This window comes from Bacillus sp. DB-2, from assembly GCF_003315125.1.
GTDB lineage: Bacteria > Bacillota > Bacilli > Bacillales > Bacillaceae_G > Bacillus_A > Bacillus_A mycoides.
The window spans coordinates 64,087-83,071 of the sequence record NZ_QNRN01000009.1 but is presented as its reverse complement, the minus strand read 5'-3'; the positions used below and the strand labels follow the sequence as shown (position 1 = coordinate 83,071).

Genomic DNA, 18,985 nt, shown 5'->3' with positions numbered 1-18,985 from the left:
GTTGTAACTTGATAGCTACGGCCCCCATCGCTATCAAATTATTTCATATTTTAAAAATAGTTCCCAATTCCATGTCTTTCTACAGTATTCATTCAGATTACTGCCTTAAGTCAATTTAGTTCTACTTCCTTATTACATAGTTTTAGTTTGCATACTTCCCCTGATTATTTTTCAAATTAAAATACGCATCTAAAACCTCTTTACCAATTATTGAATTAACTTTATTGCCTTTGTCATTAATTATCCATGGGACAACAACAGAAAATGCCACCTCCGGTTTATCATATGGAGCGTACCCTGTTAAAGTTAAATTATAACAACGAACACGATTGCCTTCCTGATCCTTACCAACACTATTATCATCACCTCCATAAACTGTTTGTGCTGTTCCAGTTTTACCAGCAGGCTTATAAGGAAGGTTTTTGAAAGTACTCACACCAGTTCCGTCACCTTCTTGAAATACACGTCTAAACCCTTCCTTTACTCGATCTATATATTCTTTTTTCATATCTACATGGTTCAATACAACTGGTTCCATTGATTTCACAATTTTACCAATGTCTTCAGTTTTTGTAGTTTGTTCTCTAATTTCCCTCAAAATTTGTGGTTTCAATCGATTTCCTCCATTTGCAATAGTAGAAACATACTGTGCAAGTTGTAAAGGAGTATACGTATCGTACTGTCCGATAGCTAAGTCTAACAAGAAACCTGGTTGATAATTTTCTTTTTTCATTATTCCAGATGTTTCGTTTGGGAGGTCAATTCCAGTTGGAACCCCTAATCCGAATTGCCCAAAATAATATCTCATTTTTTCAAATGCACTTGCCTTTATATCTAATGAACTATTTGGTACGTAATCTATTCCTGCTATTTTTAATGCCGTATTAAACATATAGACGTTAGAAGAAACTTGTAAGGCTCTTAAATCATCAACAATCCCAAAATCTTTCCAAGATTTCTTCTCCTTTGTCCCTTTAAACTTCATAGGCGCATCATTAAAGTTTGTACCAGGTGTAATAGCCTTCGTTTCAAATCCCGTTAACACTGTGGCACCTTTTACAGTTGATCCAAGCTCATATGAGCTCGTCATCGTACCTAAAGCATAATCAGCTATTTCTATGTTCCGATCTTTCTTCCCTAATTTTTTACCCGCCATAGATAATACTTCTCCAGTATTCGGATTCATCATCACTACAAATGCCCGATCTAAAAGAGGCTCTGACCCCTTATAAGCTTTTAATTGCTTTTCAAGAATTTCTTCTACCGCCTTCTGTAATTTCATATCAATTGTCATAATTAAATTATTGCCATTTTTCCCTTTAGAGATCGTTTCCGTTTGAATAACATTCCCTTTTCTATCAGTAACATTCTTAACTTCTGCCTTAGTTCCATGTAGTACGTCTTCATATCGTTGCTCGATATAACTCTTTCCAATACGATCATTGCGATCGTAATCACGAACTAAATAGTAATCTAAATTTTCTTTTGGAAGCCCCTCTTCAGTACTTGTTATATTACCTAGTACAGAACGGAATAATTCACCATTTACATAATTACGTTCCCAGTCAATAGTTGCATCAACTCCTGGAAATTCAGATAAGTTTTCACTAATTGTAGCGTATTCTTTCTCAGATACATTTTTCTTTATAATTTGTGGTGTCATTTTATAACCTGAATTCATTCTCCCTTTAATAGTTAATATCTTTAAGTCTTGTGGACTTAATTCATTCAATTCCTCTGCTGTGACGCGTCCTCGTCTCAATTCATCTATTTTCTTATCAAATTCTTTTCCTTCAATATTTTGTTTACGTAGATTTTCTTCATCTTTTTTTGTAATCTTTTTTTTCATTTTTTCCTTGTTTAACTGCATCCAGTAATCTTTTTTGTCTGTTTCAGTCAACCTATTTATATCTTCTTCTGTTATTTCAAGTATTTTCGAGAGCTTTTTTGCTATTTTTAAGATTTCTTCAGAAGTGATATCTTTCCCCTTTGTATACGAAATGGTACGAACAGCAGTATTATTAACCACTTTCTCACCTTCCCTATCAAAAATTTGACCACGTGGAACAGTAGTACTAACCGTCGCATTTTCTTGCTTTTCAACTGCATTCTTATAACCCTCCCCGTCAACAATTTGTACTTTTCCAAGCCGAATGATAATAGCTGAAAATGATAAAAAAATGCACAAAAATAGTATATTTAACCTTATAGATACCCTGTTTTTTTGTAATGTTTTTGATTGCTTCATATTAATCTCCTTTTAATACTCAATACAATGAACTAATATCCTTAAAAAATCCCCATCACGTAACCCAAAAGTATTTCCCCCTGCATTTACATTATGTCTACAATAACTATTTGAAAATTTTCCAATAATAAAATTTCCATACTCACTAGATAAAAACATATGCAACAGAAAACAACATAAATTTTATATAAAGATTATATAAAGATGTATATTTCAAGAAAAAATTTAGGGTGTAAATTCATGTGAAAAATAAATATTTAATACGTAGAATTTATATAAAAGTTCTCAACAGACTGATTTTTTATATAAATCTGTTTATTCCAAAAATGTATAATTGTAACATACGAAATAAAAGTTATACGTTGATTAAAGATATTGTCGTAAGTAATAATGTAATTCAAGAAAAATTCAAAACACATAGCCATCATTATTTAAAGTTTAAGCTCTTTAAAGTATAAATGTATTAGTATATTTGAGCTTTAGTACATTGAGACCCCCATAGTTTCTATGTACTAAAGCTATTTTTACAGTTAAGAGTTAAAAATCTATCTTTAGTACATTCTATACTTATCAATCGTATTATGAAAAATTGTTAAAAATAATGGAACACATCATTCAAAATGATCACAATAACATATAAAGGTGGAGAGAACGTTGGATTTTCGAGACTTAAAAATTTTTCAAACCGTAGCAAGAGTTCAAAATATTACCGCAGCTGCACGAAACCTTAATTATGTACAATCAAATGTAACAGCGCGCATTAAACTGCTAGAACAAGAGCTAAATACATTGTTGTTTTATCGACATGCTCGGGGTATCACATTAACTGGTGATGGACAAATATTTCTTAAGAAAGTTAATAAATTGTTAAAAGAATTCGAAGAATTACAAAATACATTTACAGATGATAATAATCCCACAGGTCTTCTCAATATTGGAACTGTAGATACTGTTCATCCCTTACCAACCATTTTGGCCAGCTATCATAAACAATTTCCTAATGTAGATATCTCTTTAAAAACTGATGTTAGTCAACGTCTGATCTTAGACATCCTAGAATTTAAGCTAGATGGTGCTTTTGTAACAAGTCCGATTCAAGATTCTTCTTTAGAGCAATATAAGGTAAGTACGAAGACACTTGTTCTATTTTCAAATCGTCCTACATTTGATATACAAGATTTGAAAAATGAAACATTTTTAGTATTTAGCCCCGGATGTGGCTATCGTTTTGTTTTAGAAAAATGGTTGAAAGATGAAGGAATTCTTCTTAAGAAAATTATGGAGTTTAATATGTTAGAAATGATTTTACATAGCGTATCACTTGGTCTAGGCATTACGGTTCTTCCAGTTACAGCTCTAAATTTTTTCTCAAACATTCCCAATATTTATTGGCATGAAATACCTGAACAATATGGAAAAATTGAAACAACATTTGTTAGAAATAAGGATATGGCTTTGTCGCTTACTATGAGAAAATTCATAGAAAATATACAGAGTTTATAGTAAATATCTATAAATAATAATATTTTTATAACAAATATGACTTCCTTCACACATTTCAATTGAAACATATTCCTTTGCGATTTCTTCTAAACTTCTCATTCCTATAATTGATTTGAATAATTTACGGAAAATAACCGCAGTTGATGGTGACCTTCTTTTTGAAGCGATAAAAAAATTAAATGGTGAAGGAATCGTCGCGAAACAAGGGGGGGTACAAAATTATAAATTGGATTGCGATTAGTGGTTACAATAAATCAAGAACAGTTTGGTATCTATGTGATCCTATCACTAAACGTTCATTGGTTACTGCTATAAACCGCAAAGTAAAAACACTGAGATTCGTCATCTCTGTGTCTCCTTTTTATAAATACATGTCGGTTATTTTGCACTTCCCGCCACAATTCTCCTTCTCCCCAACTAAAACAGTCCTCTGAACAAGCAATATATGCTGGAAAGCAAAATAGAAAGATGCACATTATTACAGGAATGTATAAAATGACGAAATCTTAAATCATTCACAAAATGTTAATAGCGTGGGGATTATGCAAATATCTAACTCTTTAATATAGTAAATATTTTCTTATATAAGGGATTACGTCTGGGTAATGCGTACTTACAACGATAGCCCAATAAATTAAGTAATATGATTCTGGTGCAAAAATAAAATATAGGAGAATAAAGGGTTCTGGTGCAAATATTTGAAGAAGGACACGAATAATAGTAGATTCCTAACGGAATTGTATTTTATGCTATAAGTCCAAACACTTGATGAATGAACTCTTTTTGATTTTGGACAGACTGATTCGGTAAATTAATCTGTCCCTTTTTTATCATATGCATGGCTTCAACACCACTCAATATAGAGGTTGCTGTTTTAAATGACTTGAATCCCAACATAGAACGCACACGTTTCTTAATAAAACGATGATCTTGTTCCACTATATTATTGAGATATTTAGCTTGCCTTAGTTGTATGCCTTCAGGCATATGTTTCTCTTCTTTCAACTCTTGAATCGCTACAGGATAGGCAGGGTTCTTATCTACTGTTATCACGCGAGGTTTAGAAACATACGAAAAAGCCAAGGCTTTCTTGAAAAAGCGCTTGGCTGCTTGTTTATCTCTTGATTTACTTAGATAAAAATCAATTGTATTGCCCTCTGAATCAACCGCACGATATAAGTACATCCATTGACCTTTTACTTTAATATAGGTTTCATCGGCTCTCCACGAGTCATTTGTTGTGTCGTACTTTCTCTTCTAATTGAGGTCCATATTGATGAACCCAGCGCATAATCGTTGTGTGAGCAATTGATAATCCTCTTTCCTCCATCATTTCCACCAGGTTACGGAAGCTCAAATTGTACCGCAGGTACCACCTTACTGTTAATAAGATTAGTGCGGGCTGATAATGCTTCCATTTAAACAAATTCTCCTTTTCCATACTGATCACGCACCCTTTCTAGAGTAATAGTATCAGTATGTCCAAAATTTATAGATTCATTGCAATTTTCTCTAAGTTTTTGCACCAGAACCCCTTAAAATACAATATTATTCGAAATTATTCTATTAAAAGTAAAATACAAATCAGTTACTCTTATAGCTATATTGATTTATAATTTTATGAACGAAAAAAGCACTCTTTCGAGTGCTTTTTCTAATACTGCATAAAAAATTATACTTTTCCACTCTTAAAACATATTGTAAATAAAGTATACTAACTATCTCAATTGAAATTATATAAAGGTATAAAAATGTAATTTTATTTAAACAAATCTATTTTTAAACGACAAAGAAATTTTATATGAGTTAGTTTAAGCTAGTCTCTTTCTAAAATTTTATCGAGGTATTTATTTAGAGAAATATTAAATACTTCTTTAAGAATCTGCTGATATTCTTCTTCATTTATAGTTCGTTTACTTTTTTGGCCTTTTCTTGTTTCTGTAAAACTTTTTTTAGTAAGTGAAATATGTCCATCTTCAATTAATTTGCAGACAATGTATCCTTTGTTAAAAGGTGATTCGGGGTGCTCTACAATAATATTTTGTATAGCATTTACTTTGTTTGTATCTATTTCATCTAATGAAAACGCAAACCCAGTGCACCATGTACTAGTAGGTTCAGAATTAAGGAATTGGGCACTCTCCCCATCTTCTCCTTTTTTCAATTCTAGTAGGTAAGTTCCTTTTTCAGTATTCTGTTTACGAATACGATATTTTCCCGTTTGAGATGAGATCACTTCACCACTAAATGGAACTGGGTGTAATGGAAGATGTGAGGCAAGCCCCCCATCTATAATATATTTCTGATTATTATAATTTAAAATAATAATCACATGTCCATCGTCAGGCTTCCACTTATCACCACCTAAATCGTAGACCGTACCAGATATACGATAGACATCAAATCCACAATCAAGTAAAAAATAATATAATACGGTATTGAGCTCGTAACATAGTCCTCCGCGTTGAGTTAGGAGTAATTTTTCTTGAACATTTTTTCTAGTAATTTTCCGGATATTTTTGTTCATAACGTCTAAATTTTCATAAGGTATTACATATGCCATTTGCTGAAGAATTTCATGTAAATTTTCAAAGCTTACATCTTCTTTCGGAGATATCTGTAACCGTGAGAAAAATTTTTTTTGTAAATCAGTCAACATTGTATATAACCTCCCATTTATAGAAAATTTAACCATCGAACATAATGATACACTAAATAAATATATAATCAAGTGTAATAAAAACAAATCAAGTTATTTTATGGCTTGTTTTTACATAAGAAGCCTCACCATATCAAAAAAAGAAAATTGTAAGCTTAGACATAATTCAGGCAAACTTTCATTTTCTATTGATGTTCTTCTTATTTACAGGGCAATTAACTTTTGCTAGCTAATTTTTTAATTTCTGGAAAAATATACTTATTTATCCCTTTTCTCATATAGTATCTTTAATAATCATTTATGAAAAAGGCGAAAACAATACTATTGGTTTTATCTTCCCTTGTTGTTAAATACAGCAATGGTATCCCTGATAGAGTTTTATACTACTTAAATATGAGATTAAAAAATTAATTTTAAAAGAAAAGAGAACCCATATAGGCTCTCTTTCCTTGGCATACTTACAACATGGAGAATGTTGAGACAACTCTTTCAAAACTTTATTAGGGGAAAGTTTTAAAAAATGTACTCACAATAATCTTTACATAAATGTAATATATAGTAAATTGATATAAATTTTTCTAATTATTTGTAACTTTCCGACACCCGTTATAACCCTTGTCCTACAAGAAGGTACTAATGTATCGCTATTAAGCTAAAAAAACAAATATCCCCAAAAAGAAAAAACAAGTTAAATTACCCATAGATAACTATCTTACAATCAATTACATCTTTATTTTTTGATATCAAATAATAAATTTCTATTTTGAGGATACCAGGAGAATTAGAATAAAGTTAGTGTTTTTAGGTGTGTGAAAGTAAACTAATGGCTAAAAGTTTACATTCGGATTTTGAATCATTTATAGCTAATTTTGTAATAAATTTCTCAATATTGATATAGATGTTAAATATGGGTTTTATATCGAAAATTAACAAAAATATAATATCATAAAAATTAAGATGGTTTGTGTCACTTGTTTTTCCCTTATGCTTAAGATAAGATCATCCTCTCCGATCTTATCTTTTTTTATTTGTAAATTTTAGATACAAAAAAAGGAATCCTTATTATAAGGATTCTGCAACAGAAAATAACAAAATTTATAAATATAAGCATTTAAGAATCAAATTTTTAATTTGAATTACGCCCTTTTCCCTTAAGGGTCTTTACTATATTAATAAAGAAGATTAGTCCTACGGTAAAGAATGTAAGTGGATGTAACCATGTTCTAAAATTAACCAAAGTTACAATAATCATTATTATAGAAGCTATAAAGCCTATAATATCAATGCTAAAAGATAGTTTCCCTTTTGTTGTTTTCATTTATAAATATTTCCTTCCAGATGCCACTTTTAATTTATAATTCTCTATATAATAATAGCATGCATTTTGATTTTTAACCATTTTTTACATTTAATTACTTTTGTTGGTTCTGGTGCAAGAAATGCTGTCATTGTGTACACTGGAGTAGCTACCAGATCGCCATCAAGCGGAAATTTTATAGTACCCCCAGAATGAAATTTTGTGCTAACTTGTAACAAAAAAACTTATTTTTTCGTTTTGGAGTAATTTTAAATTCTTACGTTGATGGGCATGGGGTACCGCCACACATCCATCAACTTAAGAAATTATTAAAGGTTGCTACAAAAAGGCTATATATTTCGCTCCTCATACTCAAAGGGTTCTTTGCACGAGTAAATTTTATGGAAAAATCCCATATACGGAATATCGTCTTCCAAGCATTTTATGCGATATGACAACTCTTCATCGCATTCCGGTTCTTCACCATTGTTCCGCATACAGTCGAATTCCTCTATAATAGATTCCATGAGGTTTACTTTGATAAATAAGGGTAACTTTTCTAACATCGCATTTTCAATTTTGGTCTCAGATTTGTATCCTGCGAGGACTACTTCAAAATAATTATCCATAAACTTTTTACGTTTATCGGCATCTGGTTCAAATTGTATCCAACCCATTCCGTTTGTCCAGAGACTTGCAAGGTCAAACATATACCAACAGTAACATGAATTATCGAAATCATATACGGTTATTTGCCCCGTATCAAAATCTATCGAATAATTCCCATCGTTGTAATCAAAATGGACCATACCGAAAGACTCACGGTTCCTGTCCAATCCTTCTAAGGTTTTAAGGAGCTGTATCATCTTCTCCTTAAGTAGCGATAACGAGTCAGGTATAAGTTTATCGATATATTCGGCATTATACTTTTCAGAAAAACTATTCCGGTGGTGGACAGGAGTATACCCCTTTGATATTTGGTGCAGTTTTCCTAGGGATTTACCACAATTATAATAATACTCGGAGATCGGAACTCCTTCCCGGTACCTATAATTATTTTCCACAAGCATTTTTCCTTTTGCCTTTTTAAATAGACAGATAAAAAAGGTATGATTATTATAGATAATCTCTTCCAGCAGTTTCCCCTTCTTTGAGCTGATTACATCCGATACACTTCCTCCATGCTTGAATAAATACCTGATGTACTCAACTTCTCCCAGAAAATCTTCTCGACTTCTGTCATTTAAAAAGGAGATTCTAAGTATCTTGGCATCAGTGCCCTCTTTCTCACAGGTATAAACGACATTACGCCCTCCGGTATGTGCCTTAACCGGCTTGACTTCATAGCCTTGCAACCCGTACAAGTTTGATACTAATGGAAGTAAATATGCATCACCGATTCTAATAACCTCGTTATGGGGCATAATACCTACACTCATAAATCGACGTCCCCCACTTCCTTATTTTTCCTTGCATTATTATCATATTGTGAATAGGGAAATTTTACAATTATTTTATTTATTTTGGGGAACGATGAATTTCCTAAGTTGATGGGCATGGGGTCAGCATATCAAAAAGAGAAAAATGTACGTTTAGACACAAAATAAGATGTATGGTGTACGCTAAGCCGACTTTCTAGCTAAATAGAGATTATTTGGCACCTTAGCATCCATACTCCGTGTCCTGCAAAATTTGGCGAAGACGTGATACCTGTTAAGGGAATTCCCTTGATAGATAGAGGTTGCTATTACACATGTCACACTGGGTACATCCATGCCGTAATTTTTAAACAAACGTTTGATTTGTCATTATTTGCACAAAAACAGAAGGATTCGCTATTTATAGCGAATCCTTCTAATCGAATGCATATTTAATAATTAAAATGTATCTAGGCATCCGTTGTCCTCTTTTGATATCTCAATACCTTTGCACCAGATTTTTTTGTACTTGTGGGTAGTAAAAGCCTTAAGTTGATGGGCATGGGGTATGACAACCAAATCGAGTCTAACAATTTTTGTATGGTCAAATATTTAGAAATTCTAATTTAAATTTTTGTGCATTGCTATTGTTGAGTTTGTCCCTAACATATACTCTTGAACCATCGTCTGTTTTTTCATCGTAAACATCTAATACTTTATTTTTGTTCTCATAGTTCACTAACAAGACATTGCCAGCTCCGGCATCTTCTAAAATCCAATAATGCTCTGGCTTATGCTGATTTTCTGTAACAAGGGCTGTATCATCCGCATTAGGTGTAGTATTATAGGCTAAGACTCTGCCATCAGCTCTGTTGATGATTTGATAAGCTTTTTTATCAGCATCATATTTGAATTCCCACCATTGCCGCTCCCTGTTCTTTCCATAATGAAAATCCCCTATTACTGGATGTTCTATCCCATCAGAACCAAAATTGACAACCTTGTTTGCTTTTGAATATACTATTTTGTAAGGTCCATCAGCAACAAATACCTCACTACTATCTTTTGCTAGTTCTTTAATCCTTGGGTCACCACTACCTTCTACTAGTTCTTTAATCATTGGGTCACCGACTGTTGTATTGTACAATTTTTCTACGAATTCATAAGAAGATATAGCATCCTCCAAGATAGCTTTTTTAAATTTATATTCTTTATTTTCCACCGACCCAAAGCCCCCAGCAGACGCTATATTCATTTGCCATTGAGAGTTTTCAGCTTCGACCTTACTTAGTCTATCTTTCAAATCTTTTTTCTGATTCTCTGCATCATCAGGGTTGAAGTGGAATTCTGGTACCTGTTTTATCTTTTTGATTTGTGGGGCATCATAATATGTTTTCATTATATGCAATACATAATCATTAGCAAGTGTTTTAACCCCATCTTTCGTATATAGTTCTTTTAAGCTTTGCTCTGTAATATTCATTTTAGAAGATACTGCTTTATTATTTAATGAGTCTAAAAACAGTAAATGAGCAAGCGCAACTTTAGTGTATATAGGTAAATTTGTTATTTTGTGTTTATCACTCGAAGTGTGATCTAAAAGACGCCTAAATGATTGCTCAATGCCATTTGCCCATGCACCACGTTGATTCTTGGTGTTCTCATCAGTATTCTGGCTATTATCAGCATTTATTGCATGCTCAAGATCTGTTTGTAAGTCAATTAATGTTTTAAATTCAGAGTTAAGAAAGTTAAGTTGTTCGTTATCAATTTCATTTGTCACCAGCTTAGTAAGGTCTTCTCTTAATGCGTTTAGCTGTGATTGAATCCCATTTGTTTCTGGCCAAATAGCACTAATTAGCGGAGCAATAAACATTCCTCCATATGGAATGAGATCAGTGCTTGCTATAGTTATCGCCCTTAAGGTATCGTTAAATTGTTCAGGGCCTTTATTCGCAAATTTATAAATTTCAGACATTGTAGTTCCCGTAAATTTTCCCACCGACTTTAGATTAGTCATTTCAGCATTAAATTTGTTCATCCATTTATTTTCTAACAGTTTAGAATTTTCCGTTTTAGTCTCCACATGGTTGATTACTGAAATGTTATCTCCTTCAGCAGCGAATGCAGAGGCTGTGGGTCCTAATGTACTAACTCCTAAAGTCATTGTTGCTACTGTTGTAAGAATGGCTTGTTTGTATTTACGTTTTGCATCTTTTCGATCTTTGTACTTCATCAAATCGTCCTTTCTGGTTGTATTATTTTTACATGTATCCTATCAAAGAAGTAATATGATATATGTATAGACTTGTTGATTTATATTGTATATAGGCCTCACCATACGCGCCCATCAACTTATTTGAATTGAGGTTGCTTATTTTCTGCACCAAAAGCATTTACAGGCGTGAAACAGCTTGTGGATACCGCCGTAGCCAATAGACCTGCGACTAATGTTTTTTTATGTTAATTCCTTCTATTGTTAATAGTTCTTGATAAAACAGTTATATTAAACTCTAAGTTTTATTCTCTTTCTAGAAAAAATGACAATATATTATTTTTATAAATAGTTATATTGATATTAATTACGAGAATGTAATCATAAATTATAGCTACCTGTACATATTGCTTAGCTATAAAATTATCCCTCTAGGAACTTATATCAAAGATAAATATAAAAATTAGATTACTTTCTTGTATCTTATAAGCTGTAAGAATCTTACAGCTTAATTAAAACACTAAGTTTGTTGTAAGTGGATCCCTATACAAAGCGCTATCATTTTTCTGTTAATATTAGAAACTTCAAATTCATCGGGATCAACACCTGTAATATGCCCTATTCCCATTCTAGAAAACCGAATTGTTTCATATCCACCTACTCCCATAATAATGACTTTCTTATTTCAAGTCATTATAGTTCCGCTTTTGAATAAACACCAATATTCTTTTTTGCCATTTCCCATTAATAGGAAGACCTATCCATTGAAAAACCTCCTGTGTATGTAATAATTATTTTAAAAAGGACTATCTATATAAAATAGTCCCTATATTTAACAATAAGATTAAAATGTGTTCTATTTGTGTTCTATTTGTAAAAAAATAAAAAACTTCCAATTATAACAGAAGATGTCTTCCGTTAACTTATTAAACTTAATATAATAGATATTGTTTACGGAACACAATTGAAGAAAGAAGGATAACAATGGCTTTTAAAACCGGGTTAAAAAAGGAAGGGAAACAATTACAATAAATATATTAGGTTTTTGTTTGGCCGTCCAAGATATATGAATAAAATTGTAAAAAACAATTGTGTAGGGGTGTAGGGAATGAAAAATAAAAAAATTAGAGGAGCTATTAATAACCTCAATAGTTATTGTGGCAGTTACTGTCGCAATTTATTTGGTGAAATTTCTTATCTAATTGGCCTAGTGACAGGATTCCTGCTCTAGTCAGCAGTGGCGTTTCCATAATAAGTAAAACCGTTGAAAGTATAATACATTCGTTTATTTTAAATCGTGTATCTTCCTATATATGCATAAGGTAACAATTCGTTACTTTTGGAGCCACTCGAAAAAAATGTGCCTTGTAAGCCTATTTTTTAGTTTTTGAGTTCGGTAAAGAAAACTGCTGACTTTTTATTGCATAACTGCACCGAAATCACATTCTGTACAATAAACTGCTTTAATAACTATGAAAATTACCTAGTGGCTCAAAAAAGAAGGAATGGTTGCCGTATGCCTATAGAGCACTTACACCTATGATTTATTCTCATATTAGGGGGCACCATACATGCCCCAAGAGTCAAAGAATACGAATTTATATTAGAAAAAAGCAAGATTTCTTAAAAGAAAAGCTCGCTTTTTTTCTAATCTCTCCTCTTCGCGGGGATGGGCAAAGATTAAACTATTATTACTTAAACTTATTTTGTCTAGAGCACAAGATAAGTTACAAAGAACTATTCATTATCCGTTTAACGGATTAATTAGGAATAAAACTAAATGTAGACTATTTCTATAGGGGGTAGTACCACATCGCTATCAAGCTAAAAAGAACGAGAATAAATACAAGCAAAATGAAAAAAATTTCGTTCTGGGGGTGGTATGGGATTTTAACTTCAAGAATAGTCTACATCCTTAAGTTGATGGAAGTTTGGTAGTATCCCTTTTAAGTAGACATTGTAAATATACTATAACGTTTTTATGTTTTTATAAAATAAAAAATAGGTGAATTGTAATCCGTGTTTGGGTATACATCCACCTATTTTTTTAATTTAATTAGCATGATCTAGTATTTGTATGATTTTATCAGCTTTGGAGTTTTGAATATGATAGTAAATCTCTAACCCTTTTCTTTCAGCTTTCAGTGCTTTCCCTTTCATTTTGGATAAATGTTGCGATACTGTTGATTGTGGAATATCCAAAATATTAGTTAATTGTGTTACATTTAATTTCTTACTCTTAACCAATTCACTAACAATTTGTAGACGTATTGGATGAGCCATAACTTTTAATAGTTCAACGTTTTCTTCAGAAACTAAACCTTGTACATTATCATTATTAAATTTGTTCATAATACAACCTCGCATTCAATTTATATTTTATTAGAATTTTTTATGTATATTCCTAATATTATTATATTAAAATTCTTTGTGCGTTTAACTATGAATTAATTATATAATTTCAACTTGTGCTATGTGCGGAGTTAATATGTGTTTGTCGTGAAGTTTTTTAGATGTGTTTAGTAATTAAAAAAGCTACAAAGAAATTTTATCTCTTTGTAGCTTTGAATTAATGAATTATGCAGTATAAAAATACTAGTGCCATCAATATACCCATTTTTAAAGTAAAGATAAGTGAATCCGATTTTATGATTTTAAAAATGAATGTGTCTGTTATACCACTATAACGCTGACTGATCAGAGCATGCTCTGACAGTATTATTATACTAGTGTATATAATTGAAATCTAAATTTTAGTAATAGGTAGATTTCCCCTACTTCCCTTCACTTTTAATACCTTTAATATCATAAAAATAATATCTAAAAATATATAGTTTTACGATTTTAATTATTATATACTTATACAAGTAATTTAGCCCTTTTTAAGGGTTAAAATTACGTTATATATAAGGAGTGGTTTGAATGAAGAACAAATTAACGCGAATAATCATGTTAATGGTGGTAATGGCTTTATCAGTTACAGCACTTGCAGCATGTGGAAATAATCGTGATCCCGAAGAAGTTGCTACAGCGTATTTCGAAGATGCAAAAGAAGGAAATGTAAAAGATTTTGGAGAGTTATTCACTCCTGAAGCGAAGAAAATCGTTGCTTTTGTGGGCGGAAATGCAGAACTAATCAAATCCGTTAGCAAGGATCTTAAAAGCTATAAAATTCGAAAAATCGAAGAGAAAAATGAAATTGCTACAGTAACTGTTGATGCTGTATATAAAGGTAATCCTAAAAAAGTAATCGTAATTGAACTAGAGAAAACGGATGATGGTTGGAAAATTAGTAAATCATAAAAAAACGGTCTAGAATTCTAGGTCGTTTTTTAGTTTCCTCAATCTTCTTCTTCGAAATCACGTAGACTAGCAAGTAATTATGTAAGTGTTGAGCAAACAGGATATATTGCTTACTCTATGTCTTCTTCCTCATGATCCCAGAATACGATTGTTGGTGAATCAGTGTTGTTTCGATAATTAAAGCATAGAAGATTGCCGAATGGATCTCTAGCAAAAGGATATATTTTGTCAGGTAATCTATCTTTCGTATTATTATATGTTTCTAGAAATGAATATTTTCTATCAGAATCTAAGGTTAAAAGATTATTAAGTGAATTTTCATCTTGATTTGGAATATTAAATGTATCTGGCGTTGGATATCCACCATCATATTCTTGTACACACACAAGAATATCATTAGGAAATTTAATATTTAACGAATTCCCCGAAAGAATTCTCCTTCCTCAAGCGTGTGAAGGGCATAGCCCAACGGTAGGTGGGAGATGCATTTCGGTTTGGCATAGCCCAAAACTTTTGATAAACTAGCTATATGAAGTTCTTTGATAACTTGATATATGAGGTTGCAGGAAGAAAATTGAGTGCGAAAACCAAGCCATTCGGTTCCTGCGTAAAATATCAACCGTACCAAAAGAGCGTCCAAGCGTTGGACATCTAGGGGTGGAACACCCCAAAGTAACGCTCAGGGAGACGAAAGGTTACTTTCGTCGTGGAACTGAGAAGCTCCCACTTCAAGCTTTGCTAAGTGGCGAGTAGTTCACGTATTGTTCTAATTGTTTAATTTGGTCATCTGTTACTCTTTTTTCATTTACATTAATCCATGTAATGTGACTCATGGCTAAGTACCTCCCTATTTATCGCTATCTTTTCCAAAAATTTTATATCCACCTGTATGACCAGTATCATGATGAGTCTGATAATCTACAAGTTGCATCCTTCCAGTGTCTTGATGATGATGCCATGTATAATGCACTGGAGTTTTTCCTATTTTAAATAATTGAATTTCTTCATCCGTAAATTTTAAAGCTAATTCAGTCTTTTCATAATCTATTAGTTTAGGATTTTGAAAAGACTTTAGTTTACTATAACCTAAATATGTATACTATATTTCTTGTTTTTTCATAATTTATTATAGTTTGATATGCTGTTTTTTATTATGTAAATTTCAAATAAAGCTTGTATGCTTTTTGATGTATTCCGCGATATATGTCTGCCCGAACTCTCTAGCATTCTCATAGGCCTACCAAGTTCCAAATGAAGTCTTTGTATTTATAATCCTGGGATCCTTACCTCTCATTTCTTTCTTTACACTTTTTTCAACTTAAATAAAACGCTCTTAAAATTATCTGTTATCTTTCCCTCTATTTTCTATATTATATATATAAACCCTTTTTTGTAATTACAATGAATTTTTTACGGAACGGACCCAAAAAAACGACCTCTCAAATTCATCTGTAAACAACATTGTCATCTTAGGTAATGTATTTAGACCTGATAGTTAAAAAGTCTCTTAAAAATAAAAATAGACCACTTAGAACGTTTTTGTGTTTTTTAGAGGTCTATTCTCACTAGAATTTCTATTCTTCTATGTCTTCTTTTACTTCTGCGGATAAAATGTCTTCAGCAAACTTCTTGTAGCCATTATATCCTTTCTTTGCAGCCTTTTTCTTTATTGCTTCTACTACCTTTTCATCAAGATATAGACTTAAATGCTGCTTTTTTTCTTTCGACTCCTCTTTTGATCTATTTTCAATTCTTTCTTTGAAAATTTCCAGATCATTTTTTAAGTACAATCGTTCAGTAGATTTCCCTTTAGCAATCTCTTTAAAGGGCAATATCCCATCTTTAGCTGCATTATGAACGTAAGTCTTAGATTTATTTAGAAATTCAGCCGCTTCTTTTAATGTTAAAGAGTCTTTGTATAATTCCTCTAACCTTTTTACATCTTCTTGCTCAAAACGATATCCACCATCTGCTTTCCAGGTATCCAGATTGATAGGTTCGATGTGTTTATACTTAATTAAATAGCCTAATTGATTTTTTGTTAAACCTACCCTATCGCATACCTCTTCTAAAGATAAATAGTCCATTTCTCACCTCATCCGAAACTTTTATTCTAGCTGTTGTTTACATTTTCTTAGTTGATACTTTGTTAAACCTGTTTCTTTTACTACATCTGTGATTGAGTACTCCTTATACTGCAGATACTTAAATGGATTTTCCATATAACGTTCTCGTACCTTATTAAATGTACTCTTTTTCGATAAAGAATTCAATTGCTCTCCTTTCTCTCGGATGGAATCGAAAATGGGACAACCTTTGCAATGTTTGTAGTTTCTTTGTTTTGCCTGTTCTTGCTCATCTGTACAATTCACTGATAGGTTGTTCAGAGGGCAAATTGAACAATGGGTATCTTCTAACTTATAGATTTCATGTAAAATTTTCCGACGAAGATTAGTCAAAAAAATCTCCTCCTACCGCACTTGGATTGAAATGTACAAAAAACAAATTAAACATTTCCGTTATACATCATCTAAATAGAAACGTTAAACACTAAGGTAAATAAATATATATATTTAAACATTTCATTTTATACCACAATAAATAATGCATTTATTGTGGTATAATTAGAATCATAAAAATTTATATACAAATTATTTGTTTAATATTTCATTCTACTAAAGGTTGTGTTTAAATTTGAATATTATAAATTACGAACATAGTAACCAACTTGTAAAATCAAAATCAGATTTTTTTGATAGCAGTCATTTTGAAAAAATTATGGGTATGGGCATCAGGAATATTGACTATTCTAAATTAAGTGAAGAATCATTGGTTTATTTATTTCTACACGATGAACCTTCTTTAACGAAAAAAAGAAGTGAACGAACAAAAAAGATTTATCTGCATGATTTGTCTCATTTTCTTCGCTACATAAAAGAAACAATCGGAACAATTCACGATTTATCCCATAATGAGATGGAAATCTACTTCTATCAACTAAGTAAGAAGTATGCTGCCACTACATTACGTCGAAAGAAAACGGTAGTCCAGCAGTTTCTAAAATACGTTTATGATAACACGGGTCTCTCAGATGACTATAGTAGTCGTCTCAAAAAAGTATCTGTAAAAAAAGAAGATCTGGTCAATCGTGACCTCTTTCCTGAAGAAGTAAATGAAATACTAGATGCACTGAAGAAAACAAGTTTCTTTATGTATACATTGTTTTTCCTTCTTACGACTACTGGACTCCGGATTGAGGAAGTTGCAAACGCAAAATGGGCAGATCTTGTATTCCATTCCTCATTAAATGCTTATCTCTTGCGTGTAGTTGGGAAAGGAAATAAAGCCAGGGAAGTTCGTATTTTTGAAGATGTACTCGACGATATCTGTCGCCTTCGTCAATTGCGTAAACAAACAAGTGAATTGGACGCCTCTAGTACATCTGCTTTTCTACCTAAAGCCGATGGCTCTTACTATAGGGCCGACTACTTATCAAAATATGTAGCAGAAAAGATTGAAGAAACAAACTTACCATTTTTACGTTACCGAAAGGATAGAATTACCCCCCATACCTGCAGACATTTCTTTGCGAATCATTTGATGGGAAAAGGTGTCGAACTTAAGAAAATACGTGACTATTTAGGACACGAATCTATTATGACGACGGAACGCTATTTAAGGGAACGTACAAGACGTCAAAACTTGGCCACAATAGATATAGGAAATTCATTGTTTTAGTAAACATATATAATAGGAAGATTCTCGATTTGATGTATCGATTTCTTCCTATTTTTTCGCGTATAGAATTATAAATGGCTTTCTATTATCACAACATTAAGACTAACTATTACAAATAAAAATAATTTATGACTTATTATAAGTCATAAGGATGCAATTTAACTTTTCTGTTTTACACTAACGTTATAAATCAGAAAGGAAATGTGATGATATGTCTCAACTAAGTAAGCGACTTGCTGAGTTGAGAAAAAACAGGGGTATACTCAATTCGATGTAGCATATCGCCTGAATATCGCACGTACCACATATGCCAATTGGGAATATGGAAAAACTGACCCAGACGCAGATTCAATCATGAGTATTGCAGACTTATACAATGTATCCATTAATGAATTGTTTGGACGAAACGCACCTCTAGAAAGTAAATTAGAATCAATTAAAGTAGCAGCGTCAGATCTATCCCCTAAAAAACAACAGGAAGTTTTTGATGTTCTTATTGATTATACTAATTTCATTAAAAAACATTTCACTAAATGAATTTAAATTTTTCGTATAGCACCTTTTATAGGTTCTGGTGCAAAAACTTCAAAATATCTAAAAAAAG

General features: G+C 31.9%; 10 protein-coding genes and 5 pseudogenes. 4 read left to right on the top strand and 11 right to left on the bottom strand.

All coding sequences use genetic code 11. The features are described from left to right. Nucleotides 1-142: 142 nt before the first annotated feature. A complete protein-coding gene (locus DET63_RS16545) occupies nt 143-2,248 on the bottom strand; it encodes a peptidoglycan D,D-transpeptidase FtsI family protein (protein WP_113937229.1) in 2,106 nt (701 codons plus the stop codon). A 654-nt stretch (nt 2,249-2,902) separates the two neighbouring features. Between DET63_RS16545 and DET63_RS16540 the strand changes: the two genes are divergently transcribed. After that, complete coding sequence (locus DET63_RS16540) at nt 2,903-3,751, top strand: LysR family transcriptional regulator (protein WP_181777925.1); 849 nt, start codon at nt 2,903-2,905, stop codon at nt 3,749-3,751. Between the two features lie 744 nt (nt 3,752-4,495). Here the strand turns inward: DET63_RS16540 and DET63_RS16535 are convergent. The 6 genes and pseudogenes from DET63_RS16535 to DET63_RS16505 form a co-directional block, all read right to left on the bottom strand. Continuing rightward, a pseudogene (locus tag DET63_RS16535) lies at nt 4,496-5,192 on the bottom strand (IS6 family transposase). Nucleotides 5,193-5,567: 375 nt separating this feature from the next. Further along, on the bottom strand, nt 5,568-6,410 hold the full coding sequence (locus DET63_RS16530; protein WP_113937227.1) for an arylamine N-acetyltransferase family protein: 843 nt from the start codon (nt 6,408-6,410) through the stop codon (nt 5,568-5,570). A 1,647-nt stretch (nt 6,411-8,057) separates the two neighbouring features. Continuing rightward, nucleotides 8,058-9,146, bottom strand: coding sequence for a phosphotransferase enzyme family protein (locus DET63_RS16520; RefSeq protein ID WP_181777924.1), 1,089 nt, complete (start codon nt 9,144-9,146; stop codon nt 8,058-8,060). Between the two features lie 583 nt (nt 9,147-9,729). After that, entirely contained in the window at nt 9,730-11,361 is a 1,632-nt protein-coding gene (locus DET63_RS16515) for an insecticidal delta-endotoxin Cry8Ea1 family protein (RefSeq protein ID WP_113937226.1), read from the bottom strand. Nucleotides 11,362-11,890: 529 nt separating this feature from the next. Beyond that, a pseudogene (locus DET63_RS16510) lies at nt 11,891-12,078 on the bottom strand (ThiF family adenylyltransferase); the annotation flags it as partial. 1,314 nt (nt 12,079-13,392) lie between these two features. Beyond that, nucleotides 13,393-13,692, bottom strand: coding sequence for an ArsR/SmtB family transcription factor (locus tag DET63_RS16505; RefSeq protein ID WP_113937225.1), 300 nt, complete (start codon nt 13,690-13,692; stop codon nt 13,393-13,395). Nucleotides 13,693-14,262: 570 nt separating this feature from the next. On the opposite strand from DET63_RS16505, the gene DET63_RS16500 reads away from it, so the two are divergent. Beyond that, nucleotides 14,263-14,643 (top strand): DUF4878 domain-containing protein, encoded by a 381-nt coding sequence (locus tag DET63_RS16500; RefSeq protein ID WP_113937224.1) that lies wholly within the window; start codon nt 14,263-14,265, stop codon nt 14,641-14,643. A gap of 77 nt (nt 14,644-14,720) precedes the next feature. On the opposite strand, the pseudogene DET63_RS16495 reads toward DET63_RS16500, so the two are convergent. From DET63_RS16495 to DET63_RS16475, 4 genes and pseudogenes are all read right to left on the bottom strand, one after another. Beyond that, nucleotides 14,721-15,059 (bottom strand): annotated as a pseudogene (locus DET63_RS16495) (SMI1/KNR4 family protein); the annotation flags it as partial. A gap of 431 nt (nt 15,060-15,490) precedes the next feature. Then, a pseudogene (locus tag DET63_RS16485) lies at nt 15,491-15,682 on the bottom strand (HNH endonuclease); the annotation flags it as partial. A gap of 535 nt (nt 15,683-16,217) precedes the next feature. Then, on the bottom strand, nt 16,218-16,730 hold the full coding sequence (locus DET63_RS16480; RefSeq protein WP_002187134.1) for a helix-turn-helix domain-containing protein: 513 nt from the start codon (nt 16,728-16,730) through the stop codon (nt 16,218-16,220). Nucleotides 16,731-16,751: 21 nt separating this feature from the next. Beyond that, the gene (locus DET63_RS16475) at nt 16,752-17,102 is read right to left on the bottom strand and encodes a zinc-finger domain-containing protein (RefSeq protein ID WP_113937222.1); all 351 of its coding nucleotides are present in this window, start codon (nt 17,100-17,102) and stop codon (nt 16,752-16,754) included. 235 nt (nt 17,103-17,337) lie between these two features. On the opposite strand from DET63_RS16475, the gene DET63_RS16470 reads away from it, so the two are divergent. Together DET63_RS16470 and DET63_RS16465 are read left to right on the top strand one after the other, a co-directional pair. Further along, on the top strand, nt 17,338-18,381 hold the full coding sequence (locus DET63_RS16470; protein ID WP_016093774.1) for a tyrosine-type recombinase/integrase: 1,044 nt from the start codon (nt 17,338-17,340) through the stop codon (nt 18,379-18,381). Between the two features lie 211 nt (nt 18,382-18,592). Then, nucleotides 18,593-18,918: pseudogene (locus tag DET63_RS16465) on the top strand (helix-turn-helix domain-containing protein). Nucleotides 18,919-18,985 lie beyond the last annotated feature (67 nt).